Source organism: Streptomyces sp. NPDC042336 (assembly GCF_055581985.1).
Genome location: NZ_JBVJEA010000009.1, coordinates 65,082 through 83,408 on the forward strand (window position 1 = coordinate 65,082; position 18,327 = coordinate 83,408).

At 72.9% G+C, this 18,327-nt stretch carries 15 protein-coding genes; 8 read left to right on the plus strand and 7 right to left on the minus strand.

Annotated features, from left to right (window positions below):
- Window positions 1-2,157, minus strand: a 2,157-nt coding sequence (locus ACZ6IM_RS20530) for a DEAD/DEAH box helicase (protein ID WP_469558010.1), incomplete at its 3' end; no start/stop codon positions are given.
- Between the two features lie 491 nt (window positions 2,158-2,648).
- Between ACZ6IM_RS20530 and ACZ6IM_RS20535 the strand changes: the two genes are divergently transcribed.
- Entirely contained in the window at window positions 2,649-3,422 is a 774-nt protein-coding gene (locus ACZ6IM_RS20535) for a ferritin-like domain-containing protein (RefSeq protein ID WP_052840820.1), read from the plus strand.
- A 30-nt stretch (window positions 3,423-3,452) separates the two neighbouring features.
- Here ACZ6IM_RS20535 and ACZ6IM_RS20540 read toward each other — a convergent pair whose 3' ends face one another.
- From ACZ6IM_RS20540 to ACZ6IM_RS20555, 4 genes are all read right to left on the minus strand, one after another.
- Window positions 3,453-3,722 (minus strand): hypothetical protein, encoded by a 270-nt coding sequence (locus ACZ6IM_RS20540; protein ID WP_469558013.1) that lies wholly within the window; start codon window positions 3,720-3,722, stop codon window positions 3,453-3,455.
- A gap of 241 nt (window positions 3,723-3,963) precedes the next feature.
- A complete protein-coding gene (locus ACZ6IM_RS20545) occupies window positions 3,964-4,191 on the minus strand; it encodes a DUF3107 domain-containing protein (RefSeq protein WP_007444428.1) in 228 nt (75 codons plus the stop codon).
- Window positions 4,192-4,333: 142 nt separating this feature from the next.
- Complete coding sequence (locus ACZ6IM_RS20550; RefSeq protein ID WP_030400709.1) at window positions 4,334-4,975, minus strand: TetR/AcrR family transcriptional regulator; 642 nt, start codon at window positions 4,973-4,975, stop codon at window positions 4,334-4,336.
- 218 nt (window positions 4,976-5,193) lie between these two features.
- Window positions 5,194-5,421, minus strand: a complete 228-nt coding sequence (locus ACZ6IM_RS20555; RefSeq protein ID WP_052840818.1) for a hypothetical protein — start codon at window positions 5,419-5,421, stop codon at window positions 5,194-5,196.
- A 276-nt stretch (window positions 5,422-5,697) separates the two neighbouring features.
- On the opposite strand from ACZ6IM_RS20555, the gene ACZ6IM_RS20560 reads away from it, so the two are divergent.
- The 7 genes from ACZ6IM_RS20560 (at window position 5,698) to moeZ (ending at window position 14,951) form a co-directional block, all read left to right on the plus strand.
- Entirely contained in the window at window positions 5,698-6,756 is a 1,059-nt protein-coding gene (locus ACZ6IM_RS20560; RefSeq protein ID WP_052840817.1) for an alpha/beta fold hydrolase, read from the plus strand.
- An 8-nt stretch (window positions 6,757-6,764) separates the two neighbouring features.
- Window positions 6,765-8,465, plus strand: a complete 1,701-nt coding sequence (locus ACZ6IM_RS20565) for a DUF3152 domain-containing protein (RefSeq protein WP_469558019.1) — start codon at window positions 6,765-6,767, stop codon at window positions 8,463-8,465.
- Between the two features lie 215 nt (window positions 8,466-8,680).
- On the plus strand, window positions 8,681-10,432 hold the full coding sequence (locus tag ACZ6IM_RS20570; protein WP_052840815.1) for a DUF3492 domain-containing protein: 1,752 nt from the start codon (window positions 8,681-8,683) through the stop codon (window positions 10,430-10,432).
- Complete coding sequence (locus tag ACZ6IM_RS20575; protein ID WP_469558021.1) at window positions 10,429-11,799, plus strand: hypothetical protein; 1,371 nt, start codon at window positions 10,429-10,431, stop codon at window positions 11,797-11,799. Before ACZ6IM_RS20570 ends, ACZ6IM_RS20575 begins: the two co-directional genes overlap by 4 nt.
- 114 nt (window positions 11,800-11,913) lie before the next feature.
- Window positions 11,914-12,972 (plus strand): NAD-dependent epimerase/dehydratase family protein, encoded by a 1,059-nt coding sequence (locus ACZ6IM_RS20580; RefSeq protein WP_052840814.1) that lies wholly within the window; start codon window positions 11,914-11,916, stop codon window positions 12,970-12,972.
- Window positions 12,960-13,709 (plus strand): spherulation-specific family 4 protein, encoded by a 750-nt coding sequence (locus ACZ6IM_RS20585; protein WP_052840813.1) that lies wholly within the window; start codon window positions 12,960-12,962, stop codon window positions 13,707-13,709. Before ACZ6IM_RS20580 ends, ACZ6IM_RS20585 begins: the two co-directional genes overlap by 13 nt.
- A gap of 63 nt (window positions 13,710-13,772) precedes the next feature.
- The gene (gene moeZ / locus ACZ6IM_RS20590) at window positions 13,773-14,951 is read left to right on the plus strand and encodes an adenylyltransferase/sulfurtransferase MoeZ (protein ID WP_052840812.1); all 1,179 of its coding nucleotides are present in this window, start codon (window positions 13,773-13,775) and stop codon (window positions 14,949-14,951) included.
- Window positions 14,952-15,022: 71 nt separating this feature from the next.
- Here moeZ and ACZ6IM_RS20595 read toward each other — a convergent pair whose 3' ends face one another.
- Together ACZ6IM_RS20595 and ACZ6IM_RS20600 are read right to left on the minus strand one after the other, a co-directional pair.
- Window positions 15,023-16,564, minus strand: a complete 1,542-nt coding sequence (locus tag ACZ6IM_RS20595; RefSeq protein ID WP_469558026.1) for an alpha/beta hydrolase — start codon at window positions 16,562-16,564, stop codon at window positions 15,023-15,025.
- 141 nt (window positions 16,565-16,705) lie between these two features.
- Window positions 16,706-18,256, minus strand: a complete 1,551-nt coding sequence (locus tag ACZ6IM_RS20600; RefSeq protein WP_052840810.1) for an alpha/beta fold hydrolase — start codon at window positions 18,254-18,256, stop codon at window positions 16,706-16,708.
- Window positions 18,257-18,327: the final 71 nt, after the last annotated feature.

Here is an 18,327-nt window from a genome sequence, read left to right on the forward strand (position 1 = left end):
GTCGGCGGCGGCCTCTGCCTTGGCGGCGGCCGTCTTCCGGGTGCGCCTGGGCTTGGTCTCGGCCTCGGCTGCTGCCTCCTCCGGAGCCTGCGCGGCCGGTTCGGCGGCCTTGCGGGTGCGGCGGGTCTTCGGCTTGGCCTCCGTGGCCTCGGCGGTGTCGGCGGCGGCCTCTGCCTTGGCGGCGGCCGTCTTCCGGGTGCGCCTGGGCTTGGTCTCGGCCTCGGCTGCTGCCTCCTCCGGAGCCTGCGCGGTCTCGGTGTCGGCGACGGCCGCCTTGCGCGTACGGCGGCGCAGCTTGGTCTCGGCCGGCTCGGACGCGGGCTCGGTGGCTCCCTCGGCCGTGTCGAGCGTGGCCTCGGCGGCCGTGGCCTTGCGGGTGCGGCGGCGCGGCTTCTCGGCGGGCGCCTCGGCGGCGGGGGCCTCAACGGCCGCCACGGCCTCCACGGCCGCCGGGGTCTCCACGACCGTCGCCTCGGTGGCCGCCGGAGCGGTCTCCAGCGGGACGGCCGGGGCCTCCGCGGACTTGCGGGTGCGGCGGCGGCGCGGCTTCGCCGGGGCCTCCACGGCCTCCGCGACCTCCGCCGGTTCGACGACCGCGGCCTCGGACGGCGCGAGCGCGGTGGCCTCGGCGGCCTGCGCCACCGGGGCGTCGAGCGTCGCGGCCGTCTCCGGGCGGCGCGAGGGCTCACCATTGCGCGTACGGCGCCTGCGGCGCAGCGTGCGGGGACCCTGGGCGGCATCGGTGCCCGTGTCGGCGGCGCTGTCGGCAGCGCCGGTCACGGCCTCGACCGCGGGTGCTGCGGAGGTCTCCGCGTCCACCGGCGCACCGCCGCGCATCCGACGGCGGCGGCGCGGCGTCGTACGGGACGAACGGTCGCGCTCGCGGTCGGCGGAACGGGCGTCGTCGCGGCCACCGCGGCCACCCCGGTCGCCCCGGTCGCCACGCCCGCGGCCACCGCGGCCGCCCGTCTCGCCCAGGTCTTCGACCTCCTCCGCGTCGAGCCCGGCGCGAGTGCGCTCCGAGCGCGGCAGGACGCCCTTGGTGCCCTCGGGGATACCGAGGTCGGTGTACAGGTGCGGGGAGGTGGAGTAGGTCTCCGCCGGGTCGCTGAAGCCCAGGTCCAGCGCCTTGTTGATCAGCTGCCAGCGCGGGATGTCGTCCCAGTCGACCAGCGTGATCGCCGTACCCTTGGCGCCCGCGCGGCCGGTGCGGCCGATGCGGTGCAGGTACGTCTTCTCCTCTTCCGGCGACTGGTAGTTGATGACGTGCGTGACGCCCTCGACGTCGATGCCGCGGGCGGCGACGTCGGTGCAGACGAGGACGTCCACCTTGCCGTTGCGGAAGGCGCGCAGGGCCTGCTCGCGGGCGCCCTGACCGAGGTCGCCGTGGACCGCGCCGGAGGCGAAACCGCGCTGCTTGAGCTGGTCGGCCAGGTCGGCGGCGGTGCGCTTGGTACGGCAGAAGACCATGGCGAGACCGCGGCCGTCGGCCTGCAGTATGCGGGCGACCATCTCGGGCTTGTCCATGTTGTGCGCGCGGTAGACGAACTGCTTGGTGTTCGCGACCGTCGCACCCGCGTCGTCCGGCGAGGTGGCGGAGATGTGCGTCGGCTGCGACATGTAACGGCGGGCCAGTCCGATGACCGCGCCCGGCATCGTCGCCGAGAACAGCATGGTCTGGCGCCTGGCCGGCAGCATATTGATGATCTTCTCGACGTCGGGCAGGAAGCCCAGGTCGAGCATCTCGTCGGCCTCGTCCAGGACCAGACCCTTGATGTGCTTGAGGCTCAGCTTCTTCTGGCCCGCCAGGTCCAGCAGGCGGCCCGGGGTGCCGACGATCACGTCGACGCCCTTCTTCAGGGCCTCGACCTGGGGCTCGTAGGCACGGCCGCCGTAGATCGCGAGGACGCGCACGTTGCGGACCTTGCCGGCGGTCAGGAGGTCGTTGGTGACCTGCTGGCACAGCTCGCGCGTCGGGACGACGACGAGGGCCTGCGGGGCGTCGGTCAGGGCCTCGGGCGCGGCGCGGCCCGCCTCGACGTCGGCGGGGACGGTGACGCGCTCGAGGAGCGGGAGGCCGAAGCCCAGCGTCTTGCCGGTGCCGGTCTTGGCCTGGCCGATGACGTCCTTGCCCGACAGGGCTACGGGGAGCGTCATCTCCTGGATGGGGAAGGGAGTGGTGATGCCGACGGCTTCGAGGGCTTCGGCGGTCTCGGGGAGGATCCCGAGGGATCGGAACGTCGTAGTCAGGGTGCTGCCTCTTCTGTGTACGTGGTGCGAGGCGAGCGCGCGGGTCGTGCCGGACCGTGTCGGGGACGTCGGCTGCCTTACGGGTAGCCGTAGGACACGGGACCTCTGTCGACGCTCCAGCGCTCGTACCACTGAGGGTCCCCCTCCGGATTCCGTACGCAGCGTGGCGTACGGCAGGGAGGGCTGTCGGGTCGGAGCCGATCGGGCCACCGACCGGGCATCCTCATGCGTGCGGCCCGACGACGATGTCACGTACCCGTACGTCACATACTCGGCAGGCGCATTACCACCATACCCCGGATTCGCGCACACGCGATGGCCGATTTGCTCACGTAGTCGTCGTCACACTGACTGACCAGGGACTTACCACCGCCGAAGAGCGGGCTATTGTGCGCTGCATGACGAGCTCTGACAAGCCTGGCACCGCCGCAGACGCCCCCGCCGAGACCGCCGCAACCGCCGGTACCGCCGGAGCCGTGCCGGTCGCCGCCCGCGACTGGGCGACGGCCGCGTCCGACCCGCAGTACCGCGCCGCGGTCGTGGACCTGCTCGGCGCGCTCGCGTACGGCGAGCTGGCGGCGTTCGAGCGGCTCGCGGAGGACGCCAAGCTGGCGCCCACGCTGGCGGACAAGGCGGAGCTGGCGAAGATGGCGTCGGCGGAGTTCCACCACTTCGAGCGACTGCGGGACCGGCTGGCCGAGATCGGCGAGGAGCCGACGGGCGCCATGGAGCCGTTCGTGGCCGCCTACGACGGCTTCCACAAGCAGACGGACCCCTCGGACTGGCTGGAGGGCCTCGTCAAGGCCTACGTCGGCGACTCCATCGCCAGCGACTTCTACCGCGAGGTCGCCGCCCGCCTCGACACGGACACCCGCGAGCTGGTCCTCGCCGTGCTGGACGACACCGGGCACGCCGGCTTCGCCGTGGAGAAGGTGCGCGCGGCGATCGACGCCGACCCGCGCGTGGGCGGGCGGCTCGCGCTGTGGGCGCGGCGGCTGATGGGAGAGGCGCTCTCGCAGTCCCAGCGGGTGGTGGCCGACCGGGACGCCCTGTCGACGATGCTCGTGGGCGGGGTCGCGGACGGCTTCGACCTGGCCGAGGTAGGCAAGATGTTCTCCCGGATCACCGAGGCGCACACCAAGCGGATGGCCGCACTGGGACTGGCCGCCTGACCCCTGCGGGCACGGTACGGCGGTTGCCTGTCAGGCGGCCGCCGAGCTGCGCCGGAGCCGTCCCGCGGGGCGCAGCAGCAGCGACAGCGAGGCCGCGGAGAGCGTCGCCGAGCCCAGCAGCACCAGCAGGAACCCTCCGGCGCCCAGCGCGGTGTGCGTGACGAACGCCCCGAAGAGGGCCCCGGCGACACCGGTCGGCAGGACCAGGAGCGGGGCGGGCAGGCGGTGGGGCAGACGGCGTGCGGCGGCCCAAGCCAGGGCGAGGCCGAGAAGTGCGGCGCTGAGCGCTTCCAAGATCATGTCGGGGTCCCTCCCACATGGCCGGCCTGCCCCAAACGGTCACAGCCGACTTACCCCTGACCTGCGGAATGCAATCCTCCCCCTGTGGGTGAACTGTGCTCCGCCCGTGGAGGAGGCGGGAGCGGTCAGGAGGGCGGGAGCGGAAGCAGCCGGGGGAGCGCGAACGGGAAGAGGGGTGGGGCCCGGCGGTGACACACCGCCGGGCCCCACCCCTCTTCGTCCGTCGTCCCGCGTCCGGCGGCTACAGCGCGCCGAAGCCCACCTTGCGCGGGGCCGGCTCACCGATCTCGACGTAGGCGAGCCGGTCGGCCGGCACCAGGACCTTGCGGCCGTGTTCGTCCACGAGGCTCAGCAGCTGCGACTTGCCGGCCAGTGCCTCGCCCACCACGCGCTCGACTTCCTCGGCGCTCTGACCGCTCTCCAGAACGATCTCGCGGGGCGCGTGCTGCACGCCGATCTTGACCTCCACGGCTATGTCCCTCCGACGGTCAGTAAGTGCGCGATCTTCCGCGCCGTACCAGCACACATTAGCCCGGTGAGGGGACGTACACGCTGCGTCGGAGAACGCCAGGAGCGAACAGCCGACGGGAACAGAACCCGCACCCTGGTGGTCAGTGCTGCTCCGTGCCGTGCAGCGGGAAGCCGGCGATGCCCCGCCATGCCAGCGAGGTCAGCAGCTGGACCGCCTGGTCGCGGGGCACGCTGCGGTCGCTGTGCAGCCAGGAGCGCGCCACCACCTGGGCGAGACCGCCCAGGCCGGAGGCCAGCAGCATCGACTCCGCGCGCGAGAGGCCGGTGTCCTCGGCGATGACGTCGCAGATCGCCTCGGCGCACTCGTTCGTCACCTTGTCCACGCGCTCGCGTACGGCGGGCTCGTTGGTCAGGTCCGACTCGAAGACCAGGCGGAAGGCGCCGCCGTCGTCCTCGACGTAGGCGAAGTACGCGTCCATCGTCGCCCGGACGCGCTGCTTGTTGTCGGAGGTCGACGCGAGCGCGCTGCGCACGGACTGGATCAGCGCCTCGCAGTGCTGGTCCAGCAGGGCGAGGTAGAGGTCGAGCTTGCCGGGGAAGTGCTGGTAGAGCACCGGCTTGCTGACGCCGGCGCGCTCGGCGATGTCGTCCATGGCGGCCGCGTGGTAGCCCTGGGCCACGAACACTTCCTGTGCGGCGCCCAGCAGCTGGTTGCGTCGGGCTCGGCGGGGAAGGCGTGTGCCCCGCGGGCGTACCGCCTCTGTCTGCTCGATGGCTGTCACGCCGCCTCCCATAGTCGTCCTCGTGCGGTGTGCGCCGCGTCGACATCGTACTTTTCGGTAACCGTGGTGTGGGTGCTGCGGGCGCAGAATTTCACGGACCGGACGGTGGCGATAGCCGCACAACAGGTTTCAAAAGGGTCCAGGCCGGGCAAAGATCCGCCTCCCTTCCGGGCGGTGGAGCCGCTCCGCCGCCTCGCGGCGTGTCGCGTCCCCGCCGTTCAGCGGTAGTCGTCCTCGTCGTGCGAGACGACCCGGGCCTGCTCGGCCAGGTCGGCCTCGTTGGCGCGGTCCGGCTCGACGCCGGTCAGCGGTTCGTCGCGCTCCTGCCCGATGTCCGCCCGCTGCTCGGCGGCGTCGGCGTCGGGCGCCTCCACGTCGCGGTCCTCCGGATCCGGTGCCTGTGCCTCGTCGTCGAAGGTCTCGGGGTCGGTCGGGTCGACGGTCATGCTGGGCTCCCTTCCTACGGACGTCCCCGGGGTGCAGGGGTCACACGGCGGGTGCCCACTTCACGAGCCTAGGAGACACCCGATCCGGACGCCATGTGTCGCCGGCCCGGACCATGCGTCGCCGGTCCCGGTCCCGGGTGCTCGGTGCCGCCGGGTCCGGCCCCGGCCCAGGCGGCAGGCGTCGACGGCATCCGTACCCCGCCGCCGTGTCGGCGCAGCACCGCTTGTGACGGCGAACACATGAGCCAGTGCGTGATCGTCTCGTAACATTGCCGCATGCCTTCGACCGAGCCGCCGTCCGTGCCGCCCGCCAACGTGCTGCCGAAGGTCGCGGCCGTCAAGGTCGCGGACGGGGAGCGGCTCGGGTCGGTCCACCTCCCCGGCGTCACCCTGACGGTGCGGTCGAGACGGCCCGCCCGCGAGGGACTGCCGCCCGCCCTCTACGTCCACGGCCTCGGCGGCTCCTCGCAGAACTGGTCGGCGCTCATGCCGCTGCTGGACGGCGTCGTCGACAGCGAGGCCGTCGACCTGCCCGGCTTCGGGGACTCCCCGCCGCCGGACGACGGCGACTACTCGATCACCGGCCACGCGCGCGCGGTCGTCCGCTACCTCGACGCGTCCGGGCGCGGCCCGGTGCACCTGTTCGGCAACTCGCTCGGCGGCGCCGTCGTCACCCGCGTCGCCGCGGCACGGCCCGACCTGGTGCGGACACTGACCCTCGTGTCGCCCGCGCTGCCGGAGATCCGCGTGCAGCGCACCGCCGTCCCGACCGGGCTGCTGGCGCTGCCGGGGGTGGTGTCGCTGTTCAACCGGCTCACCCGGGACTGGACGGCCGAGCAGCGGGTCCGCGGCGTGACGGCGCTCTGCTACGGCGATCCCGGGCGAGTGAGCGAGGAGGGCTTCCGCAATGCCGTCGAGGAGATGGAGCGGCGACTGCAACTGCCGTACTTCTGGGACGCGATGGCGCGCTCGACGCGGGGAATCGTCAACGCGTACACGCTCGGCGGCCAGCACGCGCTGTGGCGACAGGCCGAGCGGGTTCTCGCACCCACGCTCCTGGTCTACGGTGGACGGGACCAACTCGTCGGCTACCGCATGGCCCAGCGGGCCGCCCGTGCCTTCCGTGACTCCCGGCTGCTGACCCTGCCGGACGCGGGACACGTGGCGATGATGGAGTATCCGGAGACCGTTGCCACGGCCTTCCGGGAACTCCTGGCGGACACGGTGGGCGCGGTGGCCGCCGCGGACACGGTGGGCACCGGGAAGCCGGCGGGTGGCGCGAGGACCGACGAGGCCGCGGACAGCGAGCCCGCCAACCAGACCACAGGAGGCTGAGGCGCGACGTGGGACGCCACAGCCGCCGCGGACCCGCCCCCAAGGCAGAGGCCGCGGACACCGCCGCAACACGCGAGAACCGGTCCGGGCCGCCCGACCCGCGCCGCACGAACGGACTGTCGCAGGAGCCGCAGGCGTCGTACCGGCCGCAGGTGGGCGACGGGACGCCCCGTGGGGCGGTGCGGGGCGAGGTTCCGGGCGCCCGCCAGGGGCACGAGGGCCTCGGCCCGGGGCGAGGCCCTGGCGCTCGCTTCCCGGACGGGACACCGGCCCACGGCTCCCCCCGGATGACGGACGGGACGCCCGCGCGGGGCGTGCCGAGGCTCCCCGACGGCACCCCGGCGCACGGTGTCCCCAGGTATCCCGACGGCACCCCGGCGCACGGCGTCCCCAGGTATCCCGACGGCACCCCGGCGCACGGTGTGCCGCGGGTCCGGGGCGGCCATCCCGAGCAGCGGGAAGCCGGCGGAGGCTGGGGCGAATTGGGCGGGCGGCCCGGCGCCGGGCCCGGTTCCGGTCAAGGCCGGGCCGGGAGCGGGACCGAGTACGGATCGGCGACGGGACCGCGCACCGGGGCCCCCGAGTCTCCCGCGTCCTTCGCACCGTCGTCGCCGTCCGGGCGGCCGCCCGCTCCCTTCCCGAGGCAGCGGCAGGCGCCCGCGGACGGGCCGCGGCAGGATTATCTGGACGCCTTCGGGGAGGACGAGGACGTCTTCGCGGTCCGCCCCCAGCGACGTGCTCCCGGCTCACCGCCGCCCGTCGGCCCGTACGCCTCCGTCACCGACTGGAGCGCCGTCGGCGGAGGTGGCGCCGGGGACGGCCCCGGGGACGGTGGCCTTCCTGCCGACGCGGGCGCGGACGCCGACGATCAGCCGCCCACGGGCGAACCCGCACCGGCCAAGGGCGCCAAGGGCCGGACCTTCACCGGTATCGCGGCGGCCGCCGTCACCACCGTGCTGGCCGTCGTCGTGGCCGGTCAGGTCGCCGACGGGGCGGACGGGGGCGGCGTGCGCGCACAGTCCGCCACCGACCAGGCCCGGGGCGCCCACGACCCGGCGTCCCGGAACGACCAACGCCCGACGCCCTCCGCGTCCGGGGCCGCGAAGCCGCTGACGTACGAGCAGAAGATGGGCAGGACCTATCCGCTCGGCGCCACCCTCAAGGCCTCGGGGAAGTTCGACGCGGTCCCGGGTATCGCCAAGGGGCCCGGGCGGGGACAGAAGTACACCTACCGCGTGGACGTCGAGCAGGGGCTCGGCCTCGACGGCGCACTCTTCGCCGAGGCGGTGCAGAAGACGCTCAACGACGACCGGAGCTGGGCCCACAACGGCGCCCGCAGTTTCGAGCGGATCGAGTCGGGACAGCCCGACTTCGTCATCACGCTGGCCAGCCCCGGCACCACCGCCGAGTGGTGCGCCAAGTCCGGCCTGGACACCACCGAGGACAACGTCTCCTGCGACTCGGCCGCCACCCAGCGCGTGATGATCAACGCCTACCGCTGGGCCCAGGGAGCCGCGCCGTACGGCAAGGCGATCCACGCGTACCGGCAGATGCTGATCAACCACGAGGTCGGTCACCGCATCGGCTACAACCACGTCTCCTGCGACAAGGACGGCGAACTCGCCCCGGTCATGCAGCAGCAGACGAAGTTCGTCGACCACGACGGAATCGACTGCCGCCCCAACCCCTGGGCGTACCCGAACAGCTGACCGCGCCGTGTGGACCGACGTGTCACATGTGGTGACCGCTTGATCTCTTAGCGCGACCGAACGCGTCTCGCACAGGAAAGTTACGACCGTTCACCCCTTTTGGTGGCGCGATGGACAACCGTCCATCGCGCCACCTCCTTGTCCGCATACGTTCGTCCCGCTGCGAGCCGCCGGGCCAACGGCGGCTCCCCAAACGGGAGATCGGGGGTGCGCGCGTGCGCATCGGACTGCTTACGGAGGGTGGCTATCCGTATGTGAGCGGTGAGGCCGGACTCTGGTGCGACCGGCTCGTGCGCGGCCTGGAGGAGCACGAGTTCGACGTCTACGCGCTCAGCCGGAGCGAGCGCGAGGAGGTCGCCGGCTGGGTCCCGCTGCCACCGCAGGTCGGCCGGGTGCGCACCGCCCCACTGTGGGAAACCGTGGACGACGGAATCGTCCACGGACGGCGCGCGCGCCGACGCTTCGCCGAGTGCTACGGCGAATTGGCCACGGCCCTGTGCACCGCGGAGCCCGGAAACCCTTCCGGGGTGCCGGAGGGGGAGCCGGGAGGGCAGTCGGCCCTTGAGGCGGACCGTTTCGCCAGTGCGCTGTACGGCCTCGCCGAGCTGGCCCGAGACGAAGGCGGACTGTGCGCCGCACTCCGCTCGGAGACCGCCGTACGCGCCCTGGAACGCGCCTGTCGCGCGCCCGGCGCCCACCGCTCCGCGCGTGAGGCACGCGTTCCCGATCTGCTGACCGTCGCCGCTCGCCTCGAACACGCCCTGCGCCCCCTGGCCCTCGACTGGTACGAGGACGACGACCTCGGCTCGGTGGACCTGTGCCACGCGACCTCCGGCGGTACGGCGGCCCTGCCCGGCCTGCTCGCCCGGCACTTCTGCGACGTGCCCCTGCTGGTGACCGAGTACGGCGTGCGGCTGCGGACGCACTACCTGACGGAACCCGATTCCTCACCCGCGATACGGTCGCTGCTCGCCGCCTTCCACGGTCGGCTGGCCGCCGAGACCTACCGGCGCGCGGCCGTGATCACCCCCGGCAACACGCACGCCCGCCGCTGGCAGGAGCGCTGTGGCGCCGACCGCGCCAAGCTGCGCACGGTCCACCCGGGCATGGACGCGGCCCCGTTCACGGAGGTGGCGGAGTCCCCGGAGTGCGCCGACCCGCAGACCCTCGTCTGGGTGGGCCGCGTCGAGCCGGCCAAGGACCTGGTCTCACTGCTGCACGCCTTCGCGGAGATCCGCAGGGCGGAGCCCGGCTCGCGGCTCAGGATCGTCGGCGCCCCCTCGGGCCCCGAGGGCGCCGCGTACCTGGCCCACTGCAAGGCGCTGGCCGCGCAGCTGTTCCCCGACGAGGCCGACGGTCCGCACGCCGTCGGTCGCAACCCGGTCTCCTTCGAGGAGACCGGCGGGCCCGGACTTCCCTCCCGCGCCGACGCGTACGCCTCGGGCGCCCTGGTGGTGCTCTCCAGCGTCGTCGAGGGCTTCCCGGCCGGGCTCGTCGAGGCGATGTTCTGCGGTCGCGCGACGGTGTCCACGGACGTCGGCGCGGTGGTGGAGGCCATCGGCGGCACGGGACTCGTCGTGCCCCCGCGCAATCCGCGGGCGCTCGCCGAGGCGTGCGTCGCGCTGTTGCGCGACCCGGAGCGCCGGGACCGGCTGGGTGCCGCGGCGCGCGCCCGCGCACTGGAGCTGTTCACCGTCGAGCAGAACATCGCGGCATTTCACGGCATTTACCTGGAGATCCTCTCGCGTACCCCGGCCCGCCGCGTCCTTCTCGACGATGCCGGTGAACCCCTGCCCTTCGGCGTCCCCGCCGAGGCCCACCTCCCCGGTCGCTGGAGCGACCCCACGGCCCGTGTCGTGGCCAGGGGCGGTCCCGGCACGGCCCGGAGCGGTCCCGGCTGGGCGACTGAGGGCGCCCCGGTCCGGGCGACCACGTCGGTTCCGGCGAGCGAGGGAGCGGCACGATGAGCGGCCTCGGCGAACTGGACCGGCCCGAGACTCCGCGCAGCCCGGGCGCCTGGGACGAACGCTCACGGGCGTCCCTGGACCACGGGGCCGACGGGGTCGACGGGGTCGACGGGGCGCAGGATGTGCGGCCGCGTGACGGCGCCGGTCGCGATGGCGCTGGTTGCGAAGGTGCCGGTCACGATGGCGTCGGTCGCGAAGGTGCCGGTCGGGCCGTCGGTGTCGCCGTCGGGGAGGCCCGCGACGGCAGGCGGTCGCCGTCCGCGTCCGCCGTACGCCGTTCCGCCGCGGACCCCGTGAAGGGGCTGCTGCACCGGCACCGCGAACTGTGCGAACGCGCCGTGGACCCACTGGAGATCGCGGCGGGCCTGGAAGCGCACGGTGTCACGGACCGGACCGCCGCACGCTTCCGTCACCGGGACGTGTTCTCCCTCGCGGAAGAGATGTACGCCCGTGTCCCGCGCGACCGCGACACCCATGCGTGTCCCGAGGAGGCACCGGCACCCCGGCCGCACGGTCCACGCCGTCCGCGCACCGCCGGAATCGTGCTCGCCCTGCTGCCCGGTGTGCTGTGCGCCGCCGCCGCGGCCGGACTGCGCCTGACCGAGGGCAGGCCGCGCCTGATCGTGGCCGTCGTCGGCATCCTCGCGGTGTCCCTGGCCCTGGGTGCGGCGCTGCGCCGCGGGCCGCTGAGCGCCGCCACCCGCACCACCAGCACCTGGACCTGCTGGCTCGTCGGCTACGCCCTCCTCGGCGACGGACTCCTGCAAACCGCTGTCAGCGGCGGCCCCGACGGTCTTCCCGACGGCACCGCCGACGGCCCGTGGCCCGTCACCGTCGCCCCCGTCCTGGCGCTCGCGCTGTCCTGCGCGCCAGCGGCCGGATGCGCCCACCTCTTCGCCGCGGGCGCCCGCGGCAAACTGACGTCCAGCCGGGGCCTGGCCGACTTCTCCGCCTCCGTACGCCCCCTGCTGCTCGGCGCGTTCACCTTGTACATGGGCACCCTCGCGGGTCTGCTCGCGCTGACCGGCGCCGTGCTCGGCGAGCCCGCCGGCCTTCCCCAGGGCCTCAGCCTGGGCGCCCTGCTGCTGCTCGCCCGGCTGCTCACCGTGCACGGCCACACCCACGCCCCCACCCTCGTCCTCACCGCCGCGGCCGCCGCGGAGGCAGCCGCCCTGGCCACGCTCTTCGCGGGCCGTCTCCCCGGCTTCGGTTTCCTGAGCGCCCCCGCGGAGACCCTGGTCGCCGCCTGCGGCCCGGCCGGTGTCCCGACGGCCGTCTGCGGCGTCGCCGCCCTGACCCTCCTGGTGCATGCCTGCCGCCGCCTGACCAGGGCATCGGCCCACGCTGCCACGGAGCGAACGCGGTGAGCGCGCGCACGAACAGCCCCTCATGCGCCCCCCACCACCACCCTCGCATCACCCTTGAAGGAGCCCCCAGATGACCACCTCCCGACCCGACGCCTCGGCACCGGGAGCCGCCCGATGAGAGTCCTGCTGATCGGAGCCAACGGCTACATCGGCCGCTTCGTCGCCGACCGCCTGCTCGCCGACCCGGCCGTCCAGCTCACCGCCCTCGGCCGTGGCGACGACGCCGACGTCCGCTTCGACCTCGCCACCGGAAGCCCCGGCGCCCTCACCCGCTTCCTCGACGCGGTCCATCCCGGAGTGGTCGTCAACTGCGCGGGGGCCACCCGGGGCGGCGCCCGCGAACTCACCCGTCACAACACCGTCGCCGTCGCCACCGTCTGCGAGGCCCTGCGCCGCAGCGGCTGCGGCGCCCGCCTGGTGCAGGTCGGCTGCAGCGCCGAGTACGGTCCCAGCCAGCCCGGCTCCTCGACCGCGGAGGACGCCGTGCCCCGCCCCGGCGGGCCCTACGGCGTCAGCAAGCTCGCCGCGACCGAACTCGTCCTCGGCTCCGGCCTGGACGCCGTGGTCCTGCGGGTCTTCTCGCCCGCGGGGCCCGGCACGCCCGCCGGGTCCCCGCTGGGCCGGCTCGCCGAGGCGATGCGCCGCGCGATGCAGTCCGGCGACGGCGAGCTGCGGCTCGGTGGCCTCGGGGCGCAGCGGGACTTCATCGACGTCCGCGACGTCGCCCGCGCGGTGCATGCCGCCTCGCTCTCCGCCGCCCAGGGCGTCATCAACATCGGCTCCGGCCGCGCCGTCCGCCTGCGCGACGCCGCCGCCACCCTCGCCCGGGTCGCCGGTTACGGCGGCGCCCTGCACGAACTCGACGGCCCCCCGGGCGCGCTGCGGCCCACCATCGGTCACCCCCGTACGGAGTCGGTCGGACACCGCGTCGACGCCCTCGGTCACCACCGGACCGACGCACTCGGCCATCACCGCCCGGACCCTCTCGGAAACCGCGGGGAGCGCGCCGACTCCGAGCACGCGGCGCCGGCCCCCCACCCGTACCCCGACGGCTGCGGCAGCTGGCAGCAGGCCGATGTGCGCACCGCACGCGACCGGCTCGGCTGGCGGCCCCGGATCGCCCTCGAAGAGTCCCTCGCCGACATCTGGATGGAGGCGGCATGCCGTATCTGACCAGTACCAAGGCGGGCACCGCGAGCACCGGTGTCCGCACCGGCCTCGGCGTCCCGGGGCTGGCCCACCCCCTCGTCGCCCCCGACGAGTGGGCCGGCCTCACCTGCCCCGGCACCCCGCTCCACTGGGTCGTCCTCAACATCGCCAACGGTCCCGGGGCGCAGCCCGACCCCCGGTGCCTGGAGGCCGCCGGCCGCCTGCGCAACGCGGGCGTCCGCGTCCTCGGCCATCTCGACGCCGCGTACGGAGCCCGCAGCCTCGGCGAGCAGATCTCCGACGCCCACCGGTACCTCGACTGGTACCAGGTCGACGGATTCCTCCTCGCCCACTGCCCGTCCGACCGGACCGCCCTCCCCGAGGTCCGCCGTACGGTCACCACACTGCGGACGATCCGTGACGATGCCCACATCGTCCTCGGCCACGGCACCCACCCCTGTCCCGGCTACGCCGAGAACGCCGACCAGCTCGTCACCTTCTCGGGCACCTGGGCCGACTACCGCTGGTCCCAGGCGGCCGAGTGGAGCGCCGACTATCCGCCCGAGCGCTTCTGCCACTTCGTGCACGGCCTGCCGCGCGGACACCTGGAGGAAGCGCTGCGCATCGCCCGGTGGCAGGGTGCCGCGACGATCTACTTCACCGACCGCACGGACCGCGACGGCCGGGCCGACCCCTGGGAGACGATGCCCGGCTACTGGGACGAAATCGTCTCGCGAGTCGGGACGGGTGTCTCGGAATGAAAAAGGCCGTGGCAGTGTTACCGGGAGAACAACCGTAATTACTGACCGACCAACGGAGTCCCCGTGTCGCTGCCACCCCTGGTCGAGCCGGCCGCCGAGCTCACCGTAGACGAGGTCCGCAGGTACTCCCGCCACCTGATCATCCCCGACGTGGGGATGGACGGGCAGAAGCGGCTGAAGAACGCCAAGGTGCTCGCCGTGGGCGCGGGCGGCCTCGGTTCGCCGACCCTGATGTACCTGGCGGCAGCCGGTGTCGGCACGCTCGGCATCGTGGAGTTCGACGAGGTCGACGAGTCGAACCTGCAGCGTCAGGTCATCCACAGCCAGGCCGACATCGGCCGTTCCAAGGCCGAGTCCGCCCGCGACACCATCAAGGGCATCAACCCGTACGTGGACGTGGTCCTTCACCAGGAGCGGCTCGAGGCCGACAACGTGATGGACATCTTCAGCCAGTACGACCTGATCGTCGACGGCACGGACAACTTCGCGACCCGCTACCTGGTCAACGACGCCTGCGTGCTGCTGAACAAGCCCTACGTCTGGGGCTCGATCTACCGCTTCGACGGCCAGGCCTCCGTCTTCTGGTCCGAGCACGGTCCCTGCTACCGCTGCCTCTACCCGGAGCCCCCGCCCCCCGGCATGGTCCCCTCCTGCGCCGAGGGCGGCGTGCTGGGCGTGCTGTGCGCGTCCATCGGCTCCATCCAGACCAACGAGGCCATCAAGCTCCTCGCGGGCATCGGCGAGCCGCTGGTCGGCCGCCTGATGATCTACGACGCCCTGGAGATGACCTACCGCCAGGTGAAGGTCCGCAAGGACCCGAACTGCGCGGTCTGCGGCGAGAACCCGACCGTCACCGAGCTCATCGACTACGAGGCCTTCTGCGGCGTCGTGTCCGAGGAGGCCCAGGCGGCCGCCGCCGACTCCACGATCACTCCCAAGCAGCTCAAGGAGTGGATCGACGACGGCGAGAACCTCGAGCTCATCGACGTCCGCGAGCCGAACGAGTTCGAGATCGTCTCCATCCCGGGCGCCCGGCTGATCCCGAAGAACGAGTTCCTCATGGGCTCGGCACTGGAGAGCCTGCCGCAGGACAAGAAGATCGTCTTGAACTGCAAGACGGGTGTCCGCAGTGCGGAAGTCCTCGCGGTCCTCAAGTCCGCCGGCTTCTCGGACGCCGTCCACGTCGGCGGCGGCGTGATCGGCTGGGTCAACCAGATCGAACCGGAGAAGCCCGTCTACTGACCGGCTCCCGGAACCGCTTCCCGGACGGCGGGGGTTTCGCGCACCGCAGGTGCCCGAAGCCCCCGCCGTCGTCATGAGCAGACCTTGCCGTCCTTCGGCACCGTCCCCTTCAACAGGTACGCGTCCACCGCGGAGTCGACGCAGTCGCTCCCGCTCCCGTACGCGCCGTGTCCCTCGCCCTTCCAGGTCAGCACCACGCCGACGTCCTTGCCCAGCTCGTCCGCCATCCTGCGGGCGCCCTCGTAGGGCGTGGCCGGGTCGCCCGTGTTGCCGACCACCAGGATCGGGGCCGCGCCGGGTGCGCTCACCTCCGGCGTCTCGTGCTGGCCGGCCGCCGGCCAGTCGTGGCACCATCCGGCGGTGTCCCAGCCGAGGAAGGCGCCGAAGACGGGCGAGACCCTCTCGAACCTCGGCAGCAGCTTCTTGGTCTCCTCCACGGTCGGCCGCTGCTTGTCGTCCAGGCACGATATGACCCTCTGCGAGTGGGTCGTCGTGCCGTAGCGCCCCGAGGGGTCACGCTCGTTGTAGCCGTCGGCGAGCGCCAGCAACTCCGATCCGTCTCCCTCCTCGGCGGCTTTCAGCGCACTGGTCAGGGCCGGCCAGCCGCTCTCGCTGTACAGCGGCAGCACGATCCCGGTGAGCGCGAGCGTCTGCGTGAGCTTCCGCCCCGGCGAAGAGGTCGGCAGCGGTTCCGCGTCCAGGCGCTCCAGCAGGTCGGCGATCTTCCGGGCCCCCTGAACGGGCTCCTGCCCGGTCGACTCCAGGTAGTCGTCCAGTGCCCGCTGGAAGCCCCTGGCCTGGTTCTCGGCGTGGCCCATCGTGTCGGCGCCCGGGTCCACCACGGCGTCGAGGATCACGCGCCCGACGTGCTCGGGGAAGAGGTGGGCGTAGACGCCACCGAGTTCGGTGCCGTAGGAGATGCCGAAGTAGTGCATCTTCTCGTCGCCCAGCACATGCCGCATCAGGTCCATGTCGCGGGCGGTGTCCGTGGTCGAGACGTGCTCCATGAGCTTGCCGGCGGCCTGCTCGCAGCCCTTGCCGAAGTCCGCGGCGTCCTTCAGGTAGGCCTGCTCCTCGGCCGGGGTGTCCGGCGTGGAGTCCACCGACTCGGCGGCCTCGATCGCCTCGTCGGTGCGGCAGCGGACGCCCTCGCTGGCGGCCACCCCGCGCGGGTCCCAGCTCACCAGGTCGTACCGCTCGTGCAGGGAGGAGACGGTGTCGGCGTAGGACGGCATCATGGAGACGCCGGAACCACCGGGGCCGCCGAAGTTGAACAACAGGGAGCCGATGCGGTCGTCCCCGCTCGCCCTGGACCGGATCAGCGCGAGATCGATCGTCTCGCCGTCCGGGTCGGACCAGTCCAGCGGTGCCTTGAGCGTGGCGCACCGCCAGTCTCCGTCCGGAGCCGGGGCGTCGTCGGTGCCCTTGCACCGGGCCCAGTCCAGCGTCTGGGACGCCAGCGCTTCCGGCACTCCGGACGGGGCCGCCGCCGAAGGTGCCGCGCTGCTCCTGCCCCCGTCGTCCTTGTCCTCGTCGGACGAGCCGCCGCTGCAGCCCGCCGTCAGCAGCGCGGCGGCGGCCGTCAGAGCCGTCCACCGGACGAGACGCGCCATGTCCTCTCCCCCCTGGCAAGCCGTCCGCGCCGTGCGGCGGATGGCGTTCCTGCCATGGTAGGTGGATCAGGCAGCACCCGCCGACGCCTGTGGATAACGCTCTGACCTGCCCCTTCGCCCGACCTGTGGAGCCGGCCGCGGTCAGGAGCACACCGTTTTGGCCGCCGGTGGCCTGCCGTCGAGCAGATAGCCGTGCACCGCGTCCTGCACGCACCGGTTCTTGCTGTCGTAGGCGCCGTGTCCCTGGCCCTTGTAGGTCAGTTCCACTCCGACGCCCTTGCCGAGGGCGTCCACCATCCTCCCGGCGCCCTCGTACGGCGTCGCGGGATCGCCGGTGTTGCCGATCACCAGGATCGGCGCCGCGCCCGGGGCGCTGACGTCCGGATGGGCGGCGGCTCCGGCGACCGGCCAGTCGGTGCAGCTGAGCATGGACCAGCCGAGGTAGTCGCCGAACACCGGGGAGGCGTCCCGGAACTCGGGCAGCTTGCCCTGCACGTACGCGGAGTCGTACCGGGGTTTGTCGTCGGCGCAGTTGATGGCGACGTTCGCCGCGGTGATGTTGCTGTACTCGCCGTCCTCGTTGCGGCCGTTCAAGGAGTCCGACAGCACCATGAGGAGCCGCCCGTCCCCGTTGTACGCCTGCTCCAGGCCCTCGGTGAGGTACTCCCAGAAGTCCTTCGAGTACAGCGCCTGGGCGATGCCGCCGGTCGCGGCGGTCTCGGTGAGTTCGCGGGGGAAGACCCCGGGGATCGGTTTGCGGTCGAGGTCCTTCAGCAGCCGGGCGATGCGCGCCTTGACGTCCTCGGCCGTGTCCCCGATGGGACAGTCCTCGGCCTTCGACACACAGTCCTCGGCGAAGTTGTCGAGTGCCAGCTGGAACCCCTCGGCCTGACCGAGCGAGCTCTGTTCCGCGTTCTGCGTCGGGTCGACGACGGCGTCGAACACGGCCCGGCCCACGTGCTCGGGGAAGAGGTGGGCGTAGACGCCGCCGAGTTCGGTGCCGTAGGAGATGCCGAAGTAGTACAGCTTCGCGTCGCCGAGGACCTGGCGCATCAGGTCCATGTCGCGGGCGGCGTCGGTCGTGCGCACATGCGGAAGGATCTTCTTCGAGTGCTTCTCGCAGGCCCCGTTGAACTTCTCCGTGTTGTCCACCAGCGCGGTGCGCTCGGCCTGGTCGTCGGGGGTGGCGTCCTGCTGGAAATAGGTGTCCAGCTGCTTGTCGTCCAGGCACTGGACGGGGTCGCTGCGGCCGACGCCGCGCGGATCGAAGCTGACCAGGTCGTAGCGGGTGCGCAGCTTCGCGTAGTCCTGGCCGAACGCGGGCAGGGTGGTGACACCGGACCCGCCGGGCCCGCCGAAGTTGAAGACGAGCGAGCCGATCCGCCGGTCCGCCGCGCCGTCGGCCTCGGCGCGGATCAGCGCGAGGCCGATCGTGTCGCCCTCGGGGTCGTCCCAGTCGAGTGGGGCCTTCATGGTGGCGCACTGCCACTCGTCGCCGCCCGGCAGCGGCGAGGGGGCCGCGCCGCCGCCCTCGGCCTCGGACGGTGCCGGGCAGTCCTTCCAGTCCAGATGCTGGCCCGTCAGGTCCTCGTCGTCCTCCTGCGACCCGCCGCCGCAGCCCGCCAGCAGAACGGACAGCACGAGTGCGGTGGCGGTCAGGGTGGCGGCGCGCAGCCGGGAGGCATTCGGCATGCGTCCATCGTGCGGTCGCGCGGGAGCACATGCTCGGGGCCAGGGCCGTACGGGGTACGGAGCACCCTTCC